We start from the raw sequence: 24,910 nt of genomic DNA, 5'->3' as shown, positions 1-24,910 counted from the left end.
GCGAACGGTGTTCCGTTCGCGGGCCCCTCTGCATTTCAGCTGAGGCGATCAGCTGTCGGTGGAGGTTTCTGCTCCGGCTTCGCGGGCGGCTCCCCCGTCCGTGTTGTCGCCTGCGCTGTGCGAAGCGGCGGCGTTGGCCGGACCGGCTTCGGCAATAGCACCGGTTTCGTCTTCGTCGTCAGCACCGACCTTGACGGGTACGCGGTTTTCGCTGACGCCCTTGAACGTAAATTCGGCGTCTGCTCCTTCGCCTTCGACATCGACGTAGATGGTCTGTCCGGGGCGGATTTCGTTGAACAGAATCCGTTCGGACAGCGGGTCTTCGATTTCGCGGGCGATGGTGCGGCGCAGCGGGCGCGCACCGAGCACCGGGTCGAAGCCGCGGTCTGCCAGCACCTGACGGGCGTCCTGCGACACTTCGATCGTCATGGACTGGTCGGCCAGGCGGTCGCTGAGGCGGTTGATGAACAGGTCGACGATCTTGATGATGTCGTCCTTGTTCAGCTGCGGGAACACGATGGTGTCGTCAACGCGGTTGAGGAACTCGGGACGGAAGTGCTGCTTGAGCTCTTCAGATACGCGCTGCTTCATGCGGTCGTACGATGCGTCCGAGTCACCTTCCACCTGGAAGCCCATGGGGGTGCCGCGGTTGATTTCGCGGGTTCCCAGGTTGGTGGTCATGATGATGATCGTGTTCTTGAAGTCGATTTCGCGGCCCTGCGAGTCTGTCAGACGGCCGTCTTCCAGAATCTGCAGGAGCGAGTTGAAGATGTCGGCGTGAGCCTTTTCGACTTCGTCGAACAGCACAACCGAGAACGGGTTGCGGCGGACCTTTTCGGTCAGCTGACCGCCTTCGTCGTAGCCGACGTAGCCGGGAGGCGAACCGAACAGGCGCGACACCGTGTGTTTCTCGGAGAACTCCGACATGTCCAGCGTGATGAGCGCTGATTCATCGCCGAACAGGAATTCGGCCAGAGCCTTGGCCAGTTCGGTCTTGCCGACGCCGGTGGGGCCGGCGAAGATGAACGAACCCGAGGGACGACGGGGGTCTTTCAGACCGGCACGGGTACGGCGAATAGCACGCGAGATCGACTTGACGGCTTCCTTCTGGCCGATGATCCGCTTGTGCAGTTCGTCTTCCATGCGCAGCAGACGCGAGGACTCTTCCTCCGTGAGCTTGAAGACCGGGATTCCGGTGGACTGAGCCAGAACTTCCGCAATGAGCTCTTCGTCGACGATTGCTCCGGCGCCCTGGTTTTTCTTCTTCCAGTCCTTTTCAGCGCTGTCGCGCTGTTCCGTCAGGTCCATTTCCTCCTGGCGGGCATTCGCGGCGGTTTCGAAGTCCTGCTTGCTGATGGCAGCTTCTTTGCGCTTCTTGGCGTCGGCGATCTTGTCGTCGAGTTCCTTGAGCTCAGACGGCTGAGACATGCGGGTGATGCGCAGCTTCGCACCGGCTTCGTCGATCAGATCGATTGCCTTGTCAGGCAGGAACCTGTCGTTGATGTAGCGGTCCGAAAGGTTGACGGCAGCAGCCAGCGCACCATCGGTGATGGTCACCTTGTGGTGGTTTTCGTACTTGTCGCGCAGACCCTTCATGATCTTGATGGCGTCCGACAGTGTGGGTTCGGGCACCTGAATGGGCTGGAAGCGACGTTCGAGCGCTGCGTCCTTTTCGATGTTCTTGCGGTATTCGTCCAGCGTTGTCGCACCGATGGTCTGCAGTTCGCCGCGGGCGAGCATCGGCTTGAGGATCGAGGCTGCGTCAATTGCGCCTTCAGCTGCACCGGCACCGACGAGCGTGTGGATTTCGTCGATGAACAGGATGATGTCGCCGCGGGTGCGGATTTCCTTGAGCACCTTCTTCAGGCGCTCTTCGAAGTCACCGCGGTAGCGCGAACCGGCGACCAGCGAACCGAGGTCAAGCGTGTACAGCTGCTTGTCCTGCAGCGGTTCGGGGACATCGCCGGCGACGATCGCCTGGGCGAGGCCTTCCACAACGGCGGTCTTGCCCACACCGGGTTCGCCGATGAGCACCGGGTTGTTCTTGGTGCGGCGGGACAGCACCTGCATGACGCGGTTCTGCTGTTCGCGGCGGCCGATGACGGGGTCGAGGCTGCCTTCGCGGGCTGCCTGCGTGAGGTTGCGGCCGAACTGGTCGAGCACCAGCGAACCGGACGGCTGGCCCTCTTCGCGGCCGCCGGCTCCGGCGGTTGCGGGCTCCTTGCCCTGGTAACCGGAGATGAGCTTGATGACTTCCTGGCGCACACGCGGGAGGTCAGCGCCGAGCTTGACGAGCACCTGTGCGGCTACGCCTTCGCCTTCGCGAATAAGGCCAAGCAGGATGTGCTCCGTGCCGATGTAAGTGTGGCCCAGCTGCAGGGCTTCGCGGAGCGAAAGTTCGAGGACCTTCTTGGCACGCGGTGTGAAGGGAATGTGTCCGGAAGGGGCCTGCTGGCCTTCGCCGATGATTTCGGTGACCTGGTCGCGGACCTGCTCGAGAGAGATGTCCATGCCTTCCAAAGCCTTGGCAGCAATGCCCTCGCCTTCGTGGATGAGGCCGAGCAGGATGTGTTCCGTGCCGATGTAGTTGTGCTTGAGCAGCTTGGCTTCTTCCTGAGCCAAGACCACTACTCGTCGGGCGCGGTCGGTAAACCGTTCGAACATTAGCCCTCCTGGGTCGCTGTACGGTCCGTAATGTCTAGCACCATAACCACGCGGGAGCCGGTTTTATTGCGATTTCGCCCTCAGCCGAAGCGTTTCGGCTGAGGGCGAAATTCTGCTGGAATCGCTGCTGTGTCAGTGGGCTTTGTCGTAGGCCTCGACGATGTCGGCGCGGATGCGGCCGCGGTCGGAGACGTCGTAGCCCTTGCTGCGGGCCCAGTCACGGATCTCCGCGAGGTCTGAGCGGGAAGCCTTCGGGCTGGCGGTCTTGCGGCCGGTTGATGCGGGGCGCTCTGCGCGGCGGGCGACTTTGACGTAGCCGGCCAGCAGTTCGCGAAGCCGCGAGGCGTTGTCTGCGGTCAGTTCGATTTCGTAGAGCTTGCCGTCGATGCCGAATTCAACGGTTTCGTCGGCATTTTCACCAGTCAGATCGTCAATGAGGACGGTCGTCACCTTGCGAGCCATCGTGTTGGTCCTTTCGTGGATCTTCAGAAACGTCCTGCGGCTCGGCTGCGCTGTCACGCTCAGTGGTTTCACGCTGCGCGTTTTCGCGCTGAGCCTTGTGGATTTCCATTTCTGCGTAGTAGCGGTCCATTTCCTTCCGCTCTGTGCTGTCGGACTTGATAATGGCACGCAGAACGTACCAGAAAAGAAGCCCAACCACGATGGAAGGAAGAAGCACCCTCAAATATTCCACAGGAATCCCTAACGATCAAAACCTATAAGAGCCATTGAAATGAACAGTGATTATATTCTCAGTAATCCAAAGGCTTAACGAATGGGAATAGTACGGTTTCGCGAATACCGAGGCCGGTCAGCGCCATGAGCAGGCGGTCGATTCCGATGCCGACACCGCCGGTCGGGGGCATTCCGTGTTCCATTGCCCGCAGGAACTCTTCGTCCAGCGGCATGGCCTCGTCGTCGCCCTTGGCAGCGTCCTTGGCCTGTGCTTCGAAGCGCTCCCGCTGAATTACCGGGTCAACGAGCTCCGAATAGCCGGTTGCCAGTTCAAAGCCGCGAACGTAGAGGTCCCACTTTTCGACGACGCCCTTCTTTTCGGGGTGCTCACGAACAAGCGGCGACGTGTCGACGGGGAAGTCGGTCACGAAGATCGGGCCGTCGAGCTTGCCTTCGTGGAAGTGCTCCCACAGTTCTTCCACGTACTTGCCGTGGGACTTGAATACGCCTTCCATGTCGACATTGTGCTTGTCGGCAATGCGCACGAGTTCTTCAATGGGCGTTTCCGGCGTAATGTCCTCCCCGGATTCCGCGGCCAGTGATTCGTACATTGAGATCCACGGCCATTCACCTCCGAGGTCATATTCAGTTCCGTCATAAAGGGTGACGGTGGTAGATCCGGTGGCGTCAATTGCTGCGTTCTGAATGAGCTTTTTAGTCAGAGCAGCAGCGGATTTGAAATCGCCATACGCTTCATAGAATTCAAGCATTGCGAATTCCGGAGAATGTGTGGCGTCGACACCTTCATTGCGGAAGTTGCGGTTGATTTCGAAGACCTTGTCAAGGCCGCCGACAACTGCCTTCTTGAGGAACAGTTCGGGTGCAATGCGCAGGAACAGCTCCATGTCGTAGGCGTTGATGTGGGTTTTGAAGGGCCGTGCGGCCGCACCGGACGGGATCACCTGAAGCATGGGGGTTTCGACTTCGATGAAGCCTTCGTCTTCGAAGGTGTGGCGCAGGGACGACATGACCTTGGAGCGGGTGCGCACCATGTCCCTGGCTGCCGGGCGCATGATCAGGTCCAGGTAGCGCTGGCGTACGCGGCCCTCTTCGTCGAGCTGGGTGTGCATCGGCGGCAGCGGACGGACGGCCTTCGAGGCCATCTGCCAGCTGTCGGCCATGACGGAAAGCTCACCGCGGCGCGAGGAAATAACGCGGCCGTGGAGGAACACGTGGTCGCCCAGGTCGACATCGGCTTTCCACTGGCTGAGGGCTTCTTCGCCGACTTCCTTCAGCGACAGCATGCCCTGCAGCTGGGTGCCGTCGCCGGCCATGAGGGTTACGAAGCACAGTTTTCCGGTGTTGCGCTGAAAAACTACGCGGCCGGCAACGCCGACGACGTCCTCGGTTTCTTCGCCGGCTTCAAGGTGCGCGTACTTGTCGCGGATTTCGCCGAGGCTGTGGGTGACGCCGACCCGCACGGGGTAGGCTTCACGGCCTTCTTCCAGCAGCCGAGCGCGCTTTTCCTTGCGGATGCGCAGCTGTTCGGGGTCGAGGTGTTCGGGAGTTTCGGCGTCTGCGCCGCCAGCGGGCACAGTTGCGGCATTGTCAAGATTTTCAGGCATGGTCTAAGGATAGCGAAGGAGCCGCGTCCTGAACCAAGCCGAGCCCGGTGCCGAAAGCCTGCCGAGGGCTTACTGAACTCAGCTGAAAGACCCGAGCGGGAACCTGTCCCCCGGCGCACACATCGTGACCTTCCCATCGAAGACTTCGCGAACTTCCGCCTCGATATCGGGAATGTGGTCGGGGTCGGCCACGTGAGTGACCGCAAGGTGCTTCACTCCGGCTTCTCGGGCCAGCTGACCGACCGTGTGTCCGTCGAGGTGACCGTGACCTGTCACATCGATGTTGTCTGCAGCCCGGTAGGTGCACTCCGCCAACAGCAGCGAAGCACCGCGGGAGAACTCGACGAGTTCATCAGTCAGGCCCGTGTCGGCGGTGTACACAAAGCCGTAATCGGGAAACTTGATGCTCATGGTCGGCACGGGGTGGTCCGCCAGGATCGTCTGCACGCGGTGGCCCACAACTTCGAAGCCCTCTCCGGGTTCGCGGACTTTCATTTCAAAACGGCTGCCCAGGGGCGTCTTCATCGTGTCCAGCGTTGGGATCCCGTAGACATCGTCGAGTTTGGGCAGCCGGGAAACCAGGTCCTCCGGCGCGTACAGCGGCAGCGAGGGCAGCACCTGCGGGAACGAACGCCGGTACGCCAGCACCGGAAGGTCTGCACTGTGGTCCGCGTGCGAATGTGACACGAGGAGGGCATCGACCTCGTCGAGTCGGCGGTCTTTTGCCAGGCCGCCGATCACACCGGGGCCGCAGTCGATGAGGATCGATCCGCGAGGTGTGGTCAGCAGGTATCCGGATGCTGGACCCAGATACGTGGGCGCGGTTGCCGATGCTCCGATTACTGTCAGTTCTGCGTTCATTTCTCCACCTGAGGTACGTGCCTGCGTTCACTTGCTCGAATCAGCGTCCGCTGTCCGATTTCCATGCGGACCCGAGCGTCCGCCGGGACCCGAAGTCCATCTTCGAGTTCTGCCTTCACAACGAATCCGTCACCGCGATATTCGACTTCGCGCACAACACCGATCACACCGCCGGCATGCGAGGTGCCTGTCGGCACGCTCTCAGCCGGCAGCCCCGCTTCTTTGGGCTCACCTTCCACGGGAACCGCTTCGAAATCGACTGAGCGAATGGCCAGGCCCATAGTGCCGTCGGCTGCTTCGCCCTGTCCGTCATCGAACTTGACGGGCACTGACAATCCCGGCTTGATGACTGCGCGCTGCGAATCGGTGTATTCGACCACCGGCAGGATAGTTGCGTGGCCGAGGAACTCCGCGGCCCACGCAGAATTCGGGTGAGCCCATACGGATTCGGGTTTGCCGGACTGTTCGATGCGGCCGCTGTTCATCATGACCAGGTGATCGGCCATGGCAAGCGCTTCTTCTTGATCATGGGTGACGATCACGGTGGTGACACCGGCTTTGCGGATCATTTTCCGCAGGTCTGCTCTCAGCTGTCCGCGCAGCTGCGGGTCGAGCGCGCCGAGCGGTTCGTCGAGCAGAAGAACCTTCGGGTTGGGGGCCAGCGCACGGGCAATGGCAACGCGCTGACGCTGCCCACCGGACAGTTCGTCAGGAGCCCGGTCGGCCAGTTCGGTGATCCGACACAGCTTCAGCATTTCCTGCACTCGTTCTAGGCGCTGTGCCTTGGGCACCTTCTGAGCACGGAGGCCGAATGCAATGTTGCTTTTGACGTCCAGGTGTTCAAACAGTGCATACTGCTGCGGCACCCAGCCCACTCGCCGGCGGCTGACGGGCAGGTGCGTAACGTCCTCCGTGCCGAAGCTGATCGTTCCCGAGGTCGGCGCAAGAACGCCGCCGATGGTTTTGAGCAGAGTTGTCTTTCCGCAGCCCGAAGGTCCCACGAGAGCCGCAATATCGCCGACACCCAAAGTCATATTGATGTTCTCCAGCGCTGCCCGATCCGTTCCGGGATAGGCAAAGCTGACGTCCCCTACCGTCAGGCCAGGATGCGCAGTTTCCTGACTGGATGCTTCGGCAGATGTTTCGACGGTGACGGCTGTCATACCGCCCCTCCCTTCTGAACCTGAAACTTCTCCAGCACGATTGCCGGCGGGATGACCATTGCCAAGAAGATTGCGGTCTGCGCGGCGGCCAGCTCGATTCGGCCGGTGATGTAGGTGTCAAACAGGAACACCGGCATCGGCTGAGCGCTGGGAGTGAAAAGAAAGAACGTGACGTTGAATTCACCCAGCGACATCGTCACGACCATGACCAGTCCGCCGATCAGTGCCCGGCGGACCGCCGGCAGCGTGACTGAAAAGAAGATTTTGGTGGCCCCCATGCCAAGCGAAGAAGCGACAAGTTCCTGTTCCTTGAGCCGCTCAGAGTTCATCGCTGGAATCAGCGCGCTGAGGAGAAACGGCAGGGTGTAGAGAACGTGGCCGGCCACCATCAGCCATCCGCTTGGGCGCAGCACTGGATAGCTCAGGATCAGAGCGAGACCGACGGCAATACCGGGAATCGCAATCGGCAGCGTCGATACTGACTGCAGCAGACCTCGGCCTGGAAAGCTGTGGCGCGTGATGAAGCGGGTCGCAGGAAGAGCTACTAAGAGGTCGACGATCATGACGATGACCGCAACCTGCAGGCTGATGAAGACTGACTGGTCCATACGCTGCCAAGCCTGTGACAGCCACTGACCTGTCACTCCTCCGCTGAACCCTGTGACCCAGTTCTTACTGATGGCAACAGCAAGAACGATGGGCAGGGGCAGCAGAGTGACGGTGCACGCCGCGATTGCGAAGATGAATCCCACCGCCTGTACGGGATCTTTTGTTCCCTTCGGGCTCCTCTTCTGCGGCCGGCTGGTGCGAGAGGTTCCGACGCTGCTCTCGGCTGCTCCAGGCCGCTGCGCTGCGGGTGCTGTCATGTTCTTACGCTCACAATCCGTTTGCTGCCCCACGCGTTGAGCCCGATGAGCACTGTTGTTGTCACAACGGCCAGGATGATGCTGAGGGTCGCGGCGAGCTCGGGGCGGAAGTTCTCTGTGAAGGCGGCTGCAATCTCAAGCGGCATCACCCTTTGGCCTCGGGCAAGGGTCGCTGCCGTTCCGTACGCGCCAAACGCTGTCGCGAATGCCAGCCCGCTGGCCGAGGCAATCGCCGGCCGGAGAGCGGGAATGATGACGCGGCGGTACACGCCGACGGTGCCTTCACCCAGGCTCCGTGCGGCCTGAACAGTTTCGGGGCGGACAGCGGCAGCCGCTCCGCGGACGACCAGGACGATGCGGGGAATCTGAAAGTACAGGTATCCGAGCGTCAGTCCCGCCCAGGTGTAAGCGATCTGCAGGTGTCGCTGGCCGATTGCGCTTTCAAAAGCCAACGGCACCACACCGGTGTTGCCGACGAGCAGAATGATGAAGAAGCCGACCACGATTCCGGGCAGGCTAAGCGGAATGCTCAGGGCAACCGCCATCCCCCTGGTCAGTGCGGTGTCCTGGGTTCCGATGTAGAGCCCGGCCGGCACGCAGAGGATGAGTGCGAGGACCGTTGAGAGCAATGCCAGCACTGCGGTGACGAGCATCGCCTTCTGGTAGCGGGAGCTGGTGAGTGCCCCGATGTAATTGCTGAGGGTGAAGTGACCGCTGCCTTCTGTCAGGCTGGCCAGCCCCAGTGTGAGCAATGGCCAGATGAGCACGGCTCCGAGCACTATGAGCAGCGGAACCGCCAACAGAGCGGCAGCGGCCTTCGAACGGCTGGTCATGTTCAGCCGGTGACCTTCTGGAATTCTTCGATTACGCCGTCCTGAACTTCGTTCATCTTGTCGAAGTCGGTGCCCTTGACGAGTTTGTTGTACTCCTCGTCAGACGGGAAGGCTTCCTGAGCGGATTCGGGAAGCTCAATGTCCTTGACCGGCTTCAGGTAGCTTTCGGCGAACAGCTTCTGAGCTTCGTCCGACAGGACGTAGTCGAGGAGCTTCTTGCCGTTGTCTCCGTTGGGTCCGCTCTTCACCAGGCTCATGGTGTAGGGAATGCTCAGCGTGCCTTCGCACGGGTAGACAACCTCGATAGGCGAGTCTTCTGCTGCAAGCTGGTAGCCGTTGAAGTCAGCGTCGATGAGGATCGGGATTTCACCCTGCTGAACTGACGAGGTGGCGGTCTGGGCGGGGTTCTTCACGCCGTTGTCAGCCATTTTCTCTGCCCATTCGAGTCCGGGCTTGAAGTCATCGAGCGAACCGCCGAGGGCCAGGTTGGCTCCTGTCAGCACCGAGTAGCCGACGGCTGCCTGGGCGGGGTCGAGGTAACCGACCTTGTCTTTGTACTTGGGGTCGGTGAGGTCGTTCCAACACTTGGGAACTTCGACGTCGCCGAGTTCCTTTGTGTTGACGAGCATTGCCACAGCACCCTGGTGGACGGCGGTCCAGTTGCCTTCGGGGTCTTTGAGGTCTTCGTCGACGTCGTCGAAGCCTTCGGGCTTGTAGGGCTCAACGAGGCCTTCGTCCTGAGCCTGCATGCCGAAGACGATGCCGTAGTAGGCAACGTCTGCTGCCGGCGATTCCTTTTCAGCCGTGAGAGCAGCCAGCGTCTGACCGGAGTTCTTCGGGTCGTTGGGGGCTTCGATCCCCGTGGACTCGGTGAACTGCTTCAGAACGTCGTCCCAGTTGGCCCATTCCTGGGGTGTGTTGTACGAAACGACGGTGCCCGAGCCTTCAGCGGAACCTCCTCCGCTGCCTCCGATGGAGCAGGCGGCAAGGGCGAATGCGGACAGGGAAGCCAGAACTGCTGCGGACAGTGAACGGCGCATGATTTCTCCTTTGTGTGAAGTTCTCGGTGGTTGTGTCAGCGACCGAGGCGCTGGTGAAGGTCATCAAGGCGGTCGGTCATGAACATGTCGACGTCCATGTCGATTGCCTTCTGGTTGTCTTTCTCAACAGCGTCGGGCCAGCCCCAAGCGGAAACGGTCAGCCCGAGTGATTTCGCATAGGCAACGGTTTCCGGTCGCAAAGCGTCGAGGTTGATGTTGATGGCGTCAAAGCCCTGTTTCGCGGTGGAGGAAACCCACGTCCGGCTGACGGGACCTTCGCCTGTCCAGGTGCGAACACGCATGAGTTTGTTGCCGGTTTTCTGATCTTTGATTGTCTTCAGGCCCAAGTCGCTGAAGCCGGACACCCAAGCACGGCTCGATTGGCCGTGTTCCTCGATTTCCTGTGCCAAACGGCGAGCACCCTTCACGGTCGTCAGACCCGTGTGTTTGAACTCGTACACGAAGTTCGTTGCAGTCTGCTTGCCGAAAGCGGCGAAGACATCGTCGAGTGTCGGCAGCTGGCAGTTCTCTTCGATTCTCTTGGGCGAACCGGAGTCAATGAGAGCAGTGCCGCCGGGGCCCTTGCAGAGGTTGTCGTGCGACAGATAGAACTTGTCGCCGGCGATGTTGTAGTGGACGTCGATTTCGACCCAGTCGGCGCCCTTGGCAATCGCGGATTCGACCCCAGCGAGAGTATTGTCCGGGTGGTGTTCCTTGTCGCCGCGGTGAGCGACGCTTCCCAAAGCCGTCCCGCTGTTCTGCGCTTCAGCCGCAGCAGCGGGGCCGGCGGTTAGAGCACCAGCAAAAAGCACACATGAAGCAGCCAGCGAAATGACTGTGCGGTGGAACATTGCCTGTCCAGGCCTCCGTCGGTCGGGCGGGGCAATTCATGCCCACTCAAAAGACAACGAGGCCCAACCTAGGAATGATCAATGTCTGCTTGGTGATTCGAGGGTGAACACTCAGCTTCAGCGAATGAACTCAGAGGGCGGAGGCGTCCCCGCCCGTTCAGCACCGCAGCTCACGTCGGAAGAGCTCAGACCAGGAGGTCGAGGATGTTCTGTGCCTGCTGGTCGGTGATTGTTCCGTTGGCAAGCGCCCGCTGGACCGTCGCACGTGCCACAGCACGGTAAGAATCGCCCGTGCCGGCCAGTTCTCCCGCTGTTTCATCAAGCGCTGTCAGGTGGGCTCGCACCGTCGATGCGTCACCGCGAGACACAGGTCCCGTCAATGTGCGCACTCCGCTGCGCAGCACATTCGACGTGCTCGCCGCCACCAGTTCCCCCAGCACCTGCCCCGGGTCTTCGATCCCGATTGATTCGAGCATCTCCATGGCCTGGGCGATGACGACGCTCACGTGGTTTGACGCGTGCGAACACGCTGCGTGGTACAGCGCGCGATCAGCTTCGGCCACAACGAAGGGTTCCCCGCCGATTTCCACCGCGAGTGCCTGCCCAATAGCCAGGAACGTCTTGGGCCCGGTCACAGCGATCGAGGTGCGGCGCAGCCTCTCGAGGTCCATTGAGGTTCCCGTGAACGACAGGGCCGGGTGCAGCGCGAGTGTGATCGCTCCTCGGGCGGCAGCGGGCGCCAGAATGTCCGCCCCGTACCGGCCCGAGAAGTGCATGACGATCTGCCCCGGCGAAAACCGTCCGAGCTCAGCAAGACCGGACACAAGATCACCCAGCTGATCATCCGGCACCGTGAAGATGACCAGTTCGGCCCGCTCGAGGATTTCCTCCACCTCGAGAATGGGGATGCCCGGAAGCATCGCCTCCGCACGGTCCAAAGTGGCCTCGGAGCCCCCTGTGACTCCCACGATCGCGTGCCCGGCCCCTCGCAGGGTTGCGCCGATGACAGCACCGACTTTTCCGGTGCCGATGATGCCGACTCCTAGGCGAGTTTGGTCGTCCAGGTTCACGTGTGTCCTCTCAGGCGGCGTCCATGGCGGCACGCGCGCGCTGCGTGTGCTGCGCGTAGTCGAACAGGAGCTTCCGTGCGGTGTGTTCGTCCAGGTGTTCAAGGTACGGCCTGACCGGACCGCGGGTGGAGTGCAGGTAGATGGTTGCGACCTTGAAGGACCTCTGGATGGGCCCCTGATTCCAGCCGAGCGACTGCACACGGGCGTGCGGTACGAAGATTGCCCGGCGGGCGAATCGGCCGGTGCGCACAGCCATGACCGCCTTGGTGACGGCCCATCCGGCGCGGGCGCGGTTGAGCGGGTCAAGCCAGCGGGTTCGCCCCGGCTGCTGGGCGAACAGCCCCGGCACTCCGGCGGGTTTGCGGAAAGTGCCAGCGAGAGCCTCGTGGACGACATCACCGGGAGCAACAGCGTGGCCGGAGTTGAGTTCGCCCACACCTTCGGGCAGCACCAGACCCATGAGGGTCTGGACGTCAGTCAGCGAGCCCACCGGCAGAAGAGTCTTGCCTTCTTTGCCGGAATCGCCCGCCGTGTTGAACATGACCCGGTACCAGCCGGCTATCCGCCACATGAATGGCTGGCGGATTTCAACGGCCTGCAGACGATCAAGCGGCACCAGCACCCGTTCGGTGGAGAAAACTCCCTGGCTGATCTGCACGCCGTCGCCGGTTAGCTTCGCCGAGAAGTTCCCGTGCTTGAGGTTGCTGGTGACCATTTGGAATGTGGCGATCACGAAGCCGAATGCCATGGGCGCCATGGTGGTGAGAACTGCGAAAAGGGCTTCGATGTTCATGTAGCCGCCCACAGCAAGTGCGATGCACACGCCGATTGCCGCAATCGCCAGCAGAATCAGTGCGAGGGAAAAGACAACGCCGGTGGTAAGAAAGGCTGCCAGGATGGTTCGGTGCAGCGGAACGCTAATGAGTTCGCCGTCGGGTTTGATCCGCCCGTTGCGCGTGTACGGCGCGATGAGTTCCTGGACCGACCCGGCAAGGTCGTTGCCGACACCCTCCGCGTGCCCGCTGAGGGACGACACGATCTTGGCGCCTGCCGGCATGCCGGGTGCGTCTGGGTTGTGCTGGGTGCCGCTGGCATCCCGCCCCTGATGACTGGGCTGGCCGGGTTGGTTCTGCAGGCCGGGATGACCGTACTGGCCGGCATCGGACGAGGCGCCACTCACCTGCCCGCCTGCATAGCCGGCTGCCGGGGCGGTCGGGTGGGCGCTGTCGTGTGCAGCCCCTGGGAGATAGTCTGCAGGGCCGGCCGGCGCTGCGGCCGCCTTGGCGGTGCGGACGTTTGCCAGGATGATGTCGCGCAGCTGTTCGGCCTGTGCCTTCTTCAGGTACAGGATGGTGATGTTGGAGTCACTTCCGCCGGCAACATCAAAAACGAGTGTCGCCAGACCGAGAATGCGTGCCAGGAATGGCTGTTGGACATCGACGGACTGGATGCGCATAAAGTTTGCGTGGCGATGCGCCTTGGCCACGATGCCGTGTTTGAACTCAACCACCCGGTCGTCATAGCGGTAGGCGGTCTTCTTCCACTGCAGGTACAGCAGGCCGACACCGGCTGCGACAATGACGAAGATGCCCAGCAGCGGCAGCAGGAAGAACAGAACCGGCACACGGCCGATAGCTTCCGACCCTTCGCGCAGAGCACCTCCGCCCGTGAAGATCGAGCCGATCAGGTTCGGCAGCAGATTGCCGGCGAAGATGACGATTCCGAAGAATGCCGCAACCAGGAAGCCTCCCATCTGCATGACGGGAGTCATCGGGTGAACCCTGTGCCAGACTCCGGGCTCGAGGCGCTGTGTCGTCCCTGCCATCACAGGCCCGCCAGACCGCTCTGGCCGCGTTCAGACAGCAGTTCGCGCAGACGGTCAGCGTCGGCGCGCTTCAGGCCGGGCACGGTTGCATCCGACCCTGCTGATGCTGTGTGCAGCGTGACGGTGGCAAGCCCGAAGAATCGTTCCAGCGGGCTTGCGGTGACATCGACGTACTGCATGCGCGCATAGGGAACGACGGCGGTTCTGCGGTACATGATGCCGCTTTCAATCAGCAGGTCCGTGGGCCGGACTTTGTAGCCCATGGCGCTGACCTGACGGAAGATGAAGATGCACCGCACAAGCGGGCCGCCCAGTGTGAACAGCAGAGCAAGGATGAGCATCCACGGTTTGGCGAAATCGAGCGTGAAGTAGGCCCCGATGGCCATCGCACTGGTGATAGCCGCACTGATGATCGTGTTGAGCAGCCGCACCAGGGCAAGCCGCTTGTCTACGGGGATGAGGTCGGGTTCGCGCAGGGGAATGCTCATGCGGCTGCTCCTGAAGGATCGTCCGGCGGCAGTTGGCAGAAACATTCGACCACGATTCCGACGGTCATCAGAGCCGCGGCCACAACAAAAGTACCGAACATGGCCATTGCTGAGCCAGTGCGGAGAAAACCAGCAGACAGCAGAATGTAGATGCCCGAACCCAGGTACCAGCCGGACAGTGCCGCCCCGGTCAGCGAGCACGCTTTGGCCATCATGGCGACTCGGGCGGCCTGCAGCGGATCGATCGGCTGCTTACGTTCGCCGTCGTTCCACCTCTTGATCGGAATGCCGAGCACCAGGAGCGTGCCGCCCAGCAGGAGCATGCCGACGATAGCCGGCCACGGAACCTCCGGAAGCGGACTGCCCCAGCTTTCCAGAACCCAGGAGCCAGCGGCCCCGACCATGAGCCCGATGGCCCCGCCGGTCAGAAGGTTCGATGCTTTAGTCGGACGCATGTCAGTCCAATCGTCGAACGGTCTGCGCCGGATCGGCTGTCTGAACGCGTTCTCCCGCAGCGCTCACAGGGATGTCTTCGCGCTTTACGCTGATCTTGGCTTCCGGACGCATCTCTGCCCACGGTACGAGCACGAAAGCACGTTCGTGCGCCCTGGGGTGTGGCAGGGTGAGAACCGGGTCGTCGCTGAGAATCTGCGCTTCGGGACTGTCGATGTCCTTGTCTGCCGCTGCCAGCCGCACGATGTCGATGTCGAGTGTGCGCGGCCCCCAGCGGACCTCGCGCACCCGGCCCTGCGCCACCTCGATCCCCTGCAGGGAAGCCAAGAGTTCGCGCGGACTGCAGTCAGCTTCAATGACGGCCGCGCAGTTGACGAAATCGTCCTGCTCCACTCCCCCGACGGGCGCGGTCGAATAGAACCCGGAGGTCTGCACGACGCGGACCCGCGGCAGGCGGTCAATGGCGCGCAGGGCGTCTTCCAGCTGCCCGCGCGGGTTGTCTTGGTTGGCTCCCAACGATAGGACCGCTGTTATCGGCTGGTCTGACGAGGTGCCACTCCCCTGAGCGTCTTCACACGCCATTCCGCTGCTGACGGCTTCTGCCCGGACTGTGACGTCGGTGAAGTCGTGCGCGATCGGCGCCGATGGTTTGTGCACCGTGACTTCCACCCGGCAAGGAATCGCGATGGTCCCAGCGATGGCGTCTGCGATGCGGGCGGCGAGTGCTTCTATCAGGTCGTAGCGTTCGGTGCTGACGATCGAGGCGGCGAGGTCGGCCACTGCCCCGTAGTCGACCGTGTCCTCCAGGCGGTCGGTGCTGGCGGCGCGGCTGAAGTCGCCGCTGAGCCTGACGTCCACACTGAATTCCTGGCCGTCGGTCTTTTCGAAGTCGAAAACCCCGTGGTGGCCGTAGGCGCGCAGGCCCCTCAGGTGGATTTCGTGCGTCATTGCCGCTGCTTCTTCAGCTGGTAGTCGTGACCGGCTTTGTCGATTGCGTCGCACACAGCGGCAGCCACATAAGAGGTGCGGGCATCGTGCACGCGCACAGCCCACGCTCCCGCGCGGGCGGACACGGCGGTGATTGCCGCGGTTGCGGCATCCCGGTCAGCTTCGCTGGCGGCTGCCGGGTTGTCGGGATTGATGAGTGACGCCAGGAAGCGCTTGCGCGATCCGGCGACCAGCAGTCGGTAGCCCAGCTGGTTGAATTCGTCGATTCCTGCCATCAGCTGCCAGTTGTGCTCGGCGTCTTTTGCAAAGCCCAGACCGGGGTCGAGGATGATGCGCTCACTCTTCACCCCAGCTTCCAAAGCCGCGTCTACGCGCTCCAGAAGTTCATCGCGGACCTCGGCGACCACATCGTCATAGGTGTGGGTGGCACGCGCATCGGTCAGCAGGCCCCGCCAGTGCATGACGATGAGCTCAGCATCAGATTTCGCTGCGACGTCGAACATGCGGCTGTCCATTTTGCCGGCCGAAACGTCGTTGATGATGTGCGCACCGACGTCCAAGGCGTGCTCCATGGTGGAGGCCCGCATCGTGTCAACGCTGACCGTCACACCTTCGGACACGAGCTTTTCGACGACCGGCACGACGCGTGCGATCTCTTCGTCTTCCGGGACTCGGGTGGAGCCGGGGCGAGTTGATTCACCGCCGACGTCGATGATGTCCGCGCCCTGTTCGACAAGGTTGAGCGCGTGCTCAACCGCTTTGTCGTAGTCGAGGTAGCGGCCCCCGTCGGAAAAGGAGTCAGCCGTTACGTTGAGCACGCCCATGATCTTGGTGCGCATGTGCTTCACCCGCCCTGAATCAGACTGATGGCCTCTGCGCGGCTTGCGGGATCGCGCAGCTGTCCGCGCACCGCCGAGGTCAGGGTTTTCGCGCCGGGCTTCTGCACACCGCGCATCGACATGCACAGATGCTCAGCTTCGACTACGACGATCACGCCGCGGGCGTTGAGGTTGTCCACCAGGGCATCCGCGATCTGAGTGGTGAGCCTTTCCTGCACCTGCGGGCGTCGGGCATAGACCTCGACCAGGCGGGCGAGCTTCGACAGCCCCGTCACACGACCCTCCGGGCCGGGGATGTAGCCCACGTGGGCCTTGCCGTGGAACGGCAGCAGGTGGTGTTCGCACATCGAGAACATTTCGATGTCTTTGACGAGCACCATTTCGTCGTACCCGATGTCGAAGCTGACTTCGAGGAGGTCGTCTGCTGTCTGGCCCAGGCCCCGGCACAGGTCGGCATAGGACTTTGCGACCCGCTTGGGCGTGTCTTTCAGACCGTCGCGGTCGGGGTCTTCGCCGATGGCTTCGAGGATGCTGCGGACGGCAGCTTCGATCTTGGGCAGATCTGCCATCAGCGGTCGTCCTCTGAACCGTGCGGAGGCTGCTGGTCAGGGTGCTCCGGGTAGCCGGGGTACTGGTAGCCGGGGTTCTGCTGACCCGGCTGGCCGTAGGGATCCTGCTGAGTGTTCTGGCCTGACTGTTCAGCGGAGCCCTGTGCGTCCTCTTCCTGCTGGCGGCGCTCTTCAGCGCGGCGAGCAACGGCATCGCGCCAGTCGCCGGCGTTTTCGCGGCGCTCCGGCGGTGTGATGGGCGGAATGTCAGAGACCGGGCGGTCTTCACTGGTCAGCCACACTTCGCGCTTCGGTGCTTTCTGCACGTCGGCGAAAATGCGCTTGAGATCAGCTTCGTCGAGGGTTTCGCGTTCCAGCAGTTCGTAGGCCAGCTGGTCGAGGATCGCGCGGTTGGTGTTGAGAGCCCAGTAGGCGTCGGCGTGGGCTGAGTCGATGAGTGTGCGCACTTCTTCGTCGATGATGAGCTTGGTGGCCTCTGCCGTGCCGACTTCGCCCGTGCCTCCGCGACCGGCGAACGGGTCGCCGCCTTCGTCGCCGAGCTTGACCATGCCGATCTTTTCGCTCATGCCGTACTGGGTGACCATCTTGCGGGCCGTGCTCGTGGCCTTTTCGATGTCGTTCGACGCACCGGTCGAAGGATCGTGGAACACGATTTCCTCGGCGGCACGACCGCCGATCGCGTAGGCCAGCTGGTCCAGCAGTTCGTTGCGGGTGACCGAGTACTTGTCTTCTGTCGGCATGACCATGGTGTAGCCGAGAGCCTTGCCGCGCGGCAGGATGGTGATCTTCGTGACCGGGTCCGTGTGGTTCATCGCCGCAGCGACCAGCGCGTGTCCGCCTTCGTGGTAGGCGGTGACCATGCGCTCTTTGTCGTTCATCAGGCGGGTGCGCTTCTGCGGACCGGCGATCACACGGTCAATGGCTTCGTCCATGATCGTGTTGTCGATGACGGTCTGGTTCGAACGCGCTGTGAGAAGTGCGGCTTCGTTCATGACGTTTGCAAGGTCAGCACCGGAGAAACCGGGCGTGCGCTTGGCAACGGCGTTCAGGTCGACTTCATCAGCCAGGGGCTTGCCCTTCGAGTGGACCTTGAGGATGTGCGCACGGCCCTTCATGTCGGGAACTTCGACGGCAATCTGCCGGTCGAAGCGGCCCGGACGCAGCAGGGCCGGATCAAGCACGTCGGGCCGGTTGGTGGCCGCCATGAGGATGATGTTCTTCGTGGGGTCGAAGCCGTCCATTTCGACCAGCAGCTGGTTGAGCGTCTGTTCGCGTTCGTCGTTTCCGCCGCCCATGCCGGCGCCGCGCTGACGGCCGACCGCGTCGATTTCGTCGATGAAGATGATGCACGGCGAATTGTCCTTCGCCTGCTCGAAGAGGTCGCGCACACGGCTGGCGCCAACACCGACGTACATTTCGACAAAATCCGAACCGGACATCGAGAAGAACGGAACCCCCGCCTCGCCGGCTACGGCACGGGCAAGAAGCGTCTTACCGGTACCGGGTGAACCGTACAGGAGAACACCCTTGGGGATCTTCGCCCCGACGTCGGTGAACTTCTTCGGTTCGGACAGGAACTCCTTGATTTCTTCGAGTTCCTCGAGGGCTTCGTCAACACCGGCGACATCGGCGAAGGTGACGTCAGGTTCTTCCTTCTGGATCATCTTCGCCTTGGACTTGCCGAAGTTCATGATTCCGCCCGCGCCGGCAGACATGCGCGTCAGCAGGAACCAGAACACGAGTCCGATCAGCAGGAACGGAACCAGGTTCAGAAGAAGAGACGTCAGGAACGACCGCTTGGGCACCTCGTCCGTGAAGCCCTTGGAAACATCAGCCGAATCAACGGCCTTGATCACCTGTTCGCCGCGGGGCTCAACGTAGAAGAACTGCACCCGCTTGCCGTATTCGCGGTCGCCGACCTTGAAGTCGTCCTTCAACACCATGTCGACGCGCTGATCGCCGTCGACGACCTTGACCTGTTCGACTTTCTTGTCTTCGAGAAGCTGCAGACCCTGATTGGTGTCAATGCGCTTGAAACCGCCCCCGGCCAGGAGCGAAGCTCCGATCGACACGATGATGAGGGCAAGAACAACCCAGACAAATGGGCCGCGAGCCCACTTCTTGACAGCGGGCGTGTTCACTTTCTTATCTGCCATTGGCTCTTCTCTGTGCGGTTCCGGTCGCGGTGGGCGGGTGGTTCGGGTCAGCTGTAGACGTGCGGCGCCAGGGTGGCGACGAACGGCAGGTTGCGGTACTTCTCCGCGTAGTCGAGGCCGTAGCCGATCACGAATTCGTTCGGCACGTCGAAGCCGGTGTAGCGGACGTCGATGTCGACCTTGATGGCTTCGGGCTTGCGCAGCATGGTGCAGATCTCAACGCTGGCAGCACCGCGGGACTTGAGGTTCGACAGCAGCCACGACAGGGTCAGGCCGGAGTCGATGATGTCTTCGACGATGAGCACGTGGCGGCCCGTCAGGTCGGTGTCGAGGTCTTTGAGGATGCGCACGACACCGGAGGATTTGGTGCCGGAACCGTAGGAGGACACTGCCATCCAGTCCATCGTGACGTGCGAGTGCAGTGCGCGTGCAAGGTCGGCCATGACCATGACAGCGCCCTTGAGGACACCGACGATCAGCAGATCTTTGCCTTCGTAGTCGCGGTCGATTTCAGCAGCCATTTCCCGCAGGCGGGTGTTGATCTGCTCTTCCGTTACGAGGATCTTCTCGATGTCCGATCCGAGGTCGTTCTGGTCCACTCGGTGTCCTTTCTGCTCGCGCCAGCCGAGACGCCCATCAGCATACCCGCTGGCCCTCCGTCTGGTGTGGGAAACCTTTGTCACTTCTGCGCTTGGGTCGGTCACCGGGCACGAGGCGGAGGTCACCACGGTCGGTCCGCTCAAGACTCATGCCGCTCGGCATGGACAGGGGCTGTGGGCCGCCGTTCAGAGCTCGCCACGCGCCGAGGACGTGTTCTGCACTGACCTGATCCGGTGTGCGCAGCTGCTGATGAAGCCACTTCTGGATGACGCGAGTGCCCAGTGCTGGCGGCAGCTGTGCCGTCTGTGCGCTCAGATGATCGGCTTCTATCAGGCTTTCTGCCATGCGGGCCGCCCGCCGGTCCAGATAGTCGGCATCGAAGGCTGCGAGCTCTGCCGTGCGCGCCAGGTTGCCCTTCACGCCCTCCCCCAGGTGGTCGGTCAGCGCTGGCAGCACTTGTTGTCTGAGGCGCACGCGCGTGTAGTCGGGGTCGCGGTTCATGGGGTCGTGCCACACAGGGATGCGCTGTGCGTAGGCCGAAGCCACCGTCTGTCGGCGCTCAATGCCCAGCAGGGGCCGCCACACGGTTCCGGTTCGCGGGCGCATACCGGCAAGTGCGCGACTGCCCGAACCGCGCAGCAGGCCCAGCAGAACAGTTTCTGCTTGGTCGTCGCGGGTGTGGCCGGTGAGAACGGCTTGCGCACCGGCTGCGATGCGCGCGTCCTCAAGTGCCCCGTAGCGGACAGAGCGGGCATCGGCTTCCAGGCCGCTGGCTGTGCGTTCGACCTTCACTGTGCGCACAATTGCGGAAACCCCGAGCCCCATGACCATTCCGGCTGTGCGCACTGCGATGTGCGCTGACCCCGGCTGCAGGCCGTGGTCAACGATGACAGCGGTGAATGAGTGCTCGGTCGTCACATCCAAGTGTGCGCACGCTGCCGCGAGCGCCACCGAGTCCGGTCCGCCGGAGACCGCGACGATGAACCGGCCGGGTTCATCAGGCAGGCAGTCGGCAACGGCACGGCGGATGACGGCTGAATCGGGATCCAGGCGAGGACGGCGATGCTGCGGCGCGAGGCCGCCGCCAGCCTTGCGCTCGCCGCCGTTCTGACCGCGGCCGCGCTGGCCGTCGCCGCGCTGGCCGCTGCTGTCCGCATTGCTTCCCATAGGTCCTACAGTGTGCCCGGAGGGTCTGACACAACCCTGGACACCCACATTTCAGGGTCCTGCAGCTCGGCCGCGCTCGGCAGAGCATCCGGTGATGACCACACGCGGTTGAAGCCGTCCATTCCCGCCTTGCGGATGACGCTGCGCACAAAATGCGCCCCGTCTTCGTACTGGGCGAGCTTGTCATCCGATCCCATGAGCCGCATGGCCGCCGCGCGCAGACCCGAGTCCGAGCGGCGGTTGGCATTGAACACGCGGCGAATGCGGCGAACACTGGGAATGACTCGTTTGCCGGCGCGGTCCATCATGACGTCGGCATGGCCTTCCAGCAGCGTCATGATTGCGGTGACGTCTTCCATTGCGCACCGCCCCTCAGGGCTGAGTGCCGCGGTCGCCAGTGACACTTCGCCGCGCAGCGCTTCTGGCAGCTGGCCCAGAAGATCCCCCAGTGATTCGTCCGTGTCCAGCAGACGGCCGATCCGGTCGATCACCTCGTCGCGAATCCACGGTGCCAGTGCCAGCTGCACGCGGTGCGTGGTTTCGTGGAATGCAACCCACAGGCGGAAATCGCGCGGTTCGAACTCCATGCGTTTTTCCATTTCGAGGATCGTCGGGGCGTTGAGGATAAGTGCTCCCGGTCTGCGCATGGGCTCGTACTGTCCCAGCACTCGGCGCGAAAGAATTCCCAGGACAGCTCCCAGCTGCACGCCGTTCGTCCGCGCTTCGGCTCCGGAGCGCGCAGACCTGAGCTTCTGCCGAGCCGTGTTGAGAGCAGTGCCGATTCCGCCTCGGGAGCGGGTGCTGTCACCGGCTGCCGTGCCGGACTCCGGAGAGTCCAGGTGTTCCAGCAGCTCCGTGAGCATGAGCGCATTGGCCTTCACCCAGCCCATCCGGTCGACCACGAGCACCCTGTCGGATGCCGCGCGCTGCCGGGCGGCGTCTTCGACCTCGCGACTTAGACGCATGGCGTCCAGAAGCAGGTCGAACGAGGTTTCGGCCGCTTCGCGCATTTCCAGCACCAGGGCCTCACCCTCTGCAGCCGTCACCTTGGGGCCGGCGGGAGTGGATTCGCGGGCAGCGGCGAGCGCGGACGGAACGTGGATGCGCACTGTCACCGGCACCCGCACTTGGACAGACCGGTTACGGCTTCATCGATGGCCTGGCGGGCACTGCCGACTCCGCCTTCGGTCATCATCGAAAACGCCAGCAGGCGGCCATCTGCCGTGAGAACGGTTCCCGACAGGCTCGCAACAGTTGCCAGCGTGCCTGTTTTGGCTGACACGTTTCCGGCGGCCCCGCCTTCTGCGTAGCGGTAGATGAGCGTGCCGTTGAGTCCGCCCACCGGCATGCCGGGGATGAGCTGCGAGAGGCTGTCATCGGACTGTGCGGCGGCCACGACGATGCCGGTCAGGTCGTGTGGCGAAATTCGGTTCTTGTACGACAAGCCCGATGTGTCGTGCAGGCGGATGCTGCCGGTGTCGACGTTCATGTCTTTAAGCTGCTGCAGGACTTCCGCCGCCGCTGAGCTCACGGAGCCTTCCGCGCCGCGAGCCAGCGCGACTTCACGGCCGAGGGCTTCCGACACGATGTTGTCTGAGTGCTGCAGAGCGTGCCGCACGATGCTGGACACCGGTGCTGACTGGACTTCGGCGATGATGGCCGGACCTTGCTGCGTGCCGGCGCCGTCGTCGTTCTTGTCTTTGCCGTCATCGCCGGCGCCGTCCGCGTGCAGCGGCGCGGCTTCTTCGGCTGGCGGTTCGGTCTGCACATCAGGGTTGCGGATGTCGACCTTGAGGCCCTGGTCGGTCAGAGCGTCGGCAAAGTCGCGAAGCGCATCGCGGGCGGGTTCGGGTGTGCGCGGCGCTTTGTATTCGCCGGTCTTCGACCCCATGGAAACCATGAGCGGGTCCATGTTCGTGATGAAACCGTATCCGATGTCGTCGCGGTCCCAGTCTTTGCTGAACCGCGGGCCGGTGTAGCGGGAAACGTCCGCGTAGACCTCGACCGTGTCCACACCGCGCTTTTTGAGTTCGTGCGCAGTGTCCTCAGCGAGTGTGCCCAGGCCTGCACGGCCGTTGACGGCGCCCGGTTTGGATTCACCCTTCCCGAGCATGACGTCGCCGCCGCCCACAAGAGCCAATGCAGCGCTGCTTCCCTCTGTGGAATCCAGGCGGGCCGATGTGGTGAACGTGTGATCAGCACCCAGAGCCCCGAGAGCCGCCGCTGAGGTCAGCACCTTCGTCACGGATGCCGGGGTGCGGTCCGCACCGGCGTCTTTCGTGTAGAGGACTTCGCCGGTTGCGGCATCGCGAATATCGATGCCGGCTTTGCCCTTGAAGCCGCTTTTCTTGAACGCGTCTTCAACGACCCGGGCGATCTTCTTCGGCACGGGCGCATTGGAGTCGAGTTCCGCAATATCAAGCGCCCGAGGTGGAGTTCCGGAAAGTGCGGGAGCTGGGCTCCCGCCGGAGGTCGGCACAACGGTGAGAACGCCGGGAACTGCGTCGAGGGCATCGAGAGCGGCGTATCCGGTCAAAGCGGCCACGACAATCGCGGCAGTGCCGCCGATCGCCCCTGCACGCCCGCGCCCACTGCGGCGCTTGTTCTTGCGGGCACGTGATCTGCTCACCGATTACTCACCTCTTTCTGGCCTTCACTATGCTAATTGTGACGCCTGTCAATCATGGAATCCTTAAGGATCATCCAGCTGTAAGGAGAAAATCTCTTGGAACTTCTCGCCACCATCGAAATCCCGCAGGGTTCGCGCAACAAGTACGAAGTCGACCACGAAACCGGACGGGTCAAGCTCGACCGCTACCTGTTCACCTCGATGGCCTACCCCACTGACTACGGCTTCTTTGAGGACACGCTCGGCGAAGACGGCGACCCGCTCGACGTTCTGGTCCTGCTGCACGAATCCGTGTTCCCCGGCTGCCAGCTGGATGCCCGCCCCATCGGCGTCTTCCGCATGGAAGACGAAGCCGGCGGCGACGACAAGGTCCTCGCAGTCCTCGCTGACGACCCGCGCTTCGACGCCATCCAGGACGTCAAGGATGTCGACAAGTTCCAGCTGGACGCCATCGAGCACTTCTTCGTCCACTACAAGGACCTCGAACCGAACAAGTTCGTCAAGGGCTCCGAATGGGCTGGCCGCGAAGTCGCCGAAAAGATCGTTCAGGAATCGATTGACCGCTTCAAGGCCGAAGCCTGACCGCTGTTAAAACCTGACTGCTGAAAGCGGGTGGGAGCGGAAGCCGCTCCCACCCGCTTTTTCGTGCCTCCGGGCCCCAGCGGAACCCGAAGATGACGGCAGGTGGCGAGCGGCGCCTCGTCAGATAAGAAGCGGCCTAACAGCGAGCAAAACAAGAAAGTTAGGCATACCTAAGTCACGTGAAAATGAGATCTGTGCCACGCTCAGAGTATGAATCTGGACCATGTTTCGTTCGCCGCTCAGCAGGACGGTCTGCACGCCACGGCTGACCGTCTGGCAGAACAACTCGGCATCACCTACTACGACGGCGGAATCCACCCGCGGTTCGGAACGCGGAACCTGATCTTCCCGCTGGCAAACGGGCACTACCTCGAGGTCGTTGAAGCCCTCGAGCACCCGGCAGCGCTGGCAACCCCGTTCGGGCAGGCCACAAGGGCGCGGTCTGACAGGGGCGGCGGCTGGATGGCGTGGTGCGTCAGCGTCAACAACCTGGCCAAGGTTGAGGATCGCCTTGAGCGCAAAGCCGTCGACGGCAACCGCACCCCGGAAGGCTCAGAGGAAATCCACTGGAAGCAGATCGGCGTGAAGGGCGTCATCGCCGACGGCCAGCTGCCGTACTTCATCCACTGGGTCTCCCCCGCTGAACTGCACCCATCAGCCCGCCCGCAGAACAAGCTGGACGGCAGCGGCGAACTCACCGGCGACGACGCTGTTGCCATTGAATCGCTGCAGATCGCCGGAAGCCGCGACCGCGTGCGCGACTGGCTGGGCACCGACGCCCACAAGCCCATCCCGGAAATCGGCATCGACTGGGTGGCTCCGCACGGCGAGCCGGGCATCATGTCCGTCACCTTCACCACACCGCAGGGCCGCGTCGTTCTGTAAGGGGCGCGGCGGCTGCGGCGTGGATGCGCAGTGTCGCCGTTCAAACGCAGTTTCACGCTTTAATGCAACTTTGCGCCTAAATGCGCCGCCGGTCGAACCCAGATTCACGCTTTAATGCAAC

24 protein-coding genes are annotated in these 24,910 nt (G+C 62.5%); 2 read left to right on the top strand and 22 right to left on the bottom strand.

Going from position 1 to position 24,910, the window contains the following annotated elements; all coding sequences use genetic code 11:
• Positions 1-48 precede the first annotated feature (48 nt).
• The 22 genes from HMPREF3092_RS10365 to dacB all read right to left on the bottom strand — a co-directional run bounded on the left by HMPREF3092_RS10365 (position 49) and on the right by dacB (position 23,322).
• Positions 49-2,664 carry an ATP-dependent Clp protease ATP-binding subunit gene (locus tag HMPREF3092_RS10365; protein WP_070424836.1) on the bottom strand — a complete coding sequence of 872 codons (2,616 nt, stop codon included), beginning with the start codon at positions 2,662-2,664 and terminating at the stop codon, positions 49-51.
• A 132-nt stretch (positions 2,665-2,796) separates the two neighbouring features.
• Entirely contained in the window at positions 2,797-3,126 is a 330-nt protein-coding gene (locus tag HMPREF3092_RS10360; protein WP_070424835.1) for a histone-like nucleoid-structuring protein Lsr2, read from the bottom strand.
• Positions 3,095-3,343 (bottom strand): hypothetical protein, encoded by a 249-nt coding sequence (locus tag HMPREF3092_RS10355; RefSeq protein WP_019174552.1) that lies wholly within the window; start codon positions 3,341-3,343, stop codon positions 3,095-3,097. Before HMPREF3092_RS10355 ends, HMPREF3092_RS10360 begins: the two co-directional genes overlap by 32 nt.
• 73 nt (positions 3,344-3,416) lie before the next feature.
• Complete coding sequence (gene lysS, locus HMPREF3092_RS10350) at positions 3,417-4,964, bottom strand: lysine--tRNA ligase (protein WP_061940791.1); 1,548 nt, start codon at positions 4,962-4,964, stop codon at positions 3,417-3,419.
• A 78-nt stretch (positions 4,965-5,042) separates the two neighbouring features.
• On the bottom strand, positions 5,043-5,825 hold the full coding sequence (locus tag HMPREF3092_RS10345; RefSeq protein ID WP_070424833.1) for an MBL fold metallo-hydrolase: 783 nt from the start codon (positions 5,823-5,825) through the stop codon (positions 5,043-5,045).
• A complete protein-coding gene (locus tag HMPREF3092_RS10340) occupies positions 5,822-6,988 on the bottom strand; it encodes an ABC transporter ATP-binding protein (RefSeq protein WP_070424832.1) in 1,167 nt (388 codons plus the stop codon). Before HMPREF3092_RS10340 ends, HMPREF3092_RS10345 begins: the two co-directional genes overlap by 4 nt.
• Positions 6,985-7,854 (bottom strand): ABC transporter permease, encoded by an 870-nt coding sequence (locus HMPREF3092_RS10335; protein WP_083274370.1) that lies wholly within the window; start codon positions 7,852-7,854, stop codon positions 6,985-6,987. The genes HMPREF3092_RS10340 and HMPREF3092_RS10335 overlap by 4 nt, the downstream gene beginning before the upstream one ends.
• Positions 7,851-8,687: an ABC transporter permease gene (locus HMPREF3092_RS10330; protein ID WP_070424830.1), complete on the bottom strand. Its 837-nt coding sequence runs from the start codon at positions 8,685-8,687 to the stop codon at positions 7,851-7,853. The genes HMPREF3092_RS10335 and HMPREF3092_RS10330 overlap by 4 nt, the downstream gene beginning before the upstream one ends.
• A gap of 2 nt (positions 8,688-8,689) precedes the next feature.
• The gene (locus HMPREF3092_RS10325; RefSeq protein WP_070424829.1) at positions 8,690-9,727 is read right to left on the bottom strand and encodes an extracellular solute-binding protein; all 1,038 of its coding nucleotides are present in this window, start codon (positions 9,725-9,727) and stop codon (positions 8,690-8,692) included.
• A gap of 35 nt (positions 9,728-9,762) precedes the next feature.
• On the bottom strand, positions 9,763-10,578 hold the full coding sequence (locus HMPREF3092_RS10320; protein ID WP_070424828.1) for a glycerophosphodiester phosphodiesterase: 816 nt from the start codon (positions 10,576-10,578) through the stop codon (positions 9,763-9,765).
• A 185-nt stretch (positions 10,579-10,763) separates the two neighbouring features.
• Positions 10,764-11,648 (bottom strand): Rossmann-like and DUF2520 domain-containing protein, encoded by an 885-nt coding sequence (locus tag HMPREF3092_RS10315; protein WP_070424827.1) that lies wholly within the window; start codon positions 11,646-11,648, stop codon positions 10,764-10,766.
• A gap of 10 nt (positions 11,649-11,658) precedes the next feature.
• Positions 11,659-13,419 (bottom strand): PH domain-containing protein, encoded by a 1,761-nt coding sequence (locus tag HMPREF3092_RS10310; RefSeq protein ID WP_070424826.1) that lies wholly within the window; start codon positions 13,417-13,419, stop codon positions 11,659-11,661.
• Between the two features lie 53 nt (positions 13,420-13,472).
• Complete coding sequence (locus HMPREF3092_RS10305) at positions 13,473-13,961, bottom strand: PH domain-containing protein (RefSeq protein WP_019174548.1); 489 nt, start codon at positions 13,959-13,961, stop codon at positions 13,473-13,475.
• Positions 13,958-14,416, bottom strand: a complete 459-nt coding sequence (locus HMPREF3092_RS10300; protein WP_070424825.1) for a DUF3180 domain-containing protein — start codon at positions 14,414-14,416, stop codon at positions 13,958-13,960. The genes HMPREF3092_RS10305 and HMPREF3092_RS10300 overlap by 4 nt, the downstream gene beginning before the upstream one ends.
• A gap of 1 nt (position 14,417) precedes the next feature.
• Complete coding sequence (gene folK / locus HMPREF3092_RS10295; RefSeq protein WP_070424824.1) at positions 14,418-15,362, bottom strand: 2-amino-4-hydroxy-6-hydroxymethyldihydropteridine diphosphokinase; 945 nt, start codon at positions 15,360-15,362, stop codon at positions 14,418-14,420.
• Positions 15,359-16,201, bottom strand: a complete 843-nt coding sequence (gene folP, locus HMPREF3092_RS10290) for a dihydropteroate synthase (RefSeq protein WP_070424823.1) — start codon at positions 16,199-16,201, stop codon at positions 15,359-15,361. The genes folK and folP overlap by 4 nt, the downstream gene beginning before the upstream one ends.
• A 5-nt stretch (positions 16,202-16,206) precedes the next feature.
• Positions 16,207-16,770, bottom strand: coding sequence for a GTP cyclohydrolase I FolE (gene folE / locus HMPREF3092_RS10285; RefSeq protein ID WP_019174544.1), 564 nt, complete (start codon positions 16,768-16,770; stop codon positions 16,207-16,209).
• Positions 16,770-18,926, bottom strand: a complete 2,157-nt coding sequence (ftsH, locus tag HMPREF3092_RS10280; protein ID WP_019174543.1) for an ATP-dependent zinc metalloprotease FtsH — start codon at positions 18,924-18,926, stop codon at positions 16,770-16,772. Before ftsH ends, folE begins: the two co-directional genes overlap by 1 nt.
• A gap of 47 nt (positions 18,927-18,973) precedes the next feature.
• Positions 18,974-19,525 (bottom strand): hypoxanthine phosphoribosyltransferase, encoded by a 552-nt coding sequence (gene hpt, locus HMPREF3092_RS10275; protein WP_019174542.1) that lies wholly within the window; start codon positions 19,523-19,525, stop codon positions 18,974-18,976.
• 37 nt (positions 19,526-19,562) lie between these two features.
• Positions 19,563-20,693 (bottom strand): tRNA lysidine(34) synthetase TilS, encoded by a 1,131-nt coding sequence (gene tilS, locus HMPREF3092_RS10270; RefSeq protein ID WP_019174541.1) that lies wholly within the window; start codon positions 20,691-20,693, stop codon positions 19,563-19,565.
• A 5-nt stretch (positions 20,694-20,698) separates the two neighbouring features.
• Positions 20,699-21,808, bottom strand: coding sequence for a zinc-dependent metalloprotease (locus HMPREF3092_RS10265; RefSeq protein ID WP_176745721.1), 1,110 nt, complete (start codon positions 21,806-21,808; stop codon positions 20,699-20,701).
• Positions 21,805-23,322: a D-alanyl-D-alanine carboxypeptidase/D-alanyl-D-alanine endopeptidase gene (gene dacB, locus HMPREF3092_RS10260; protein WP_070424821.1), complete on the bottom strand. Its 1,518-nt coding sequence runs from the start codon at positions 23,320-23,322 to the stop codon at positions 21,805-21,807. The genes HMPREF3092_RS10265 and dacB overlap by 4 nt, the downstream gene beginning before the upstream one ends.
• Before the next feature lie 96 nt (positions 23,323-23,418).
• Between dacB and HMPREF3092_RS10255 the strand changes: the two genes are divergently transcribed.
• Entirely contained in the window at positions 23,419-23,904 is a 486-nt protein-coding gene (locus HMPREF3092_RS10255) for an inorganic diphosphatase (protein WP_019174538.1), read from the top strand.
• 210 nt (positions 23,905-24,114) lie between these two features.
• On the top strand, positions 24,115-24,789 hold the full coding sequence (locus HMPREF3092_RS10250; protein ID WP_062021986.1) for a VOC family protein: 675 nt from the start codon (positions 24,115-24,117) through the stop codon (positions 24,787-24,789).
• Positions 24,790-24,910: the final 121 nt, after the last annotated feature.

Origin of the sequence: Brevibacterium sp. HMSC24B04 (genome assembly GCF_001806835.1) — a bacterium.
Lineage (GTDB): Bacteria > Actinomycetota > Actinomycetes > Actinomycetales > Brevibacteriaceae > Brevibacterium > Brevibacterium ravenspurgense.
Note: the sequence above shows the minus strand (reverse complement) of the source record. Positions and strands in the feature narration are given on the sequence as shown.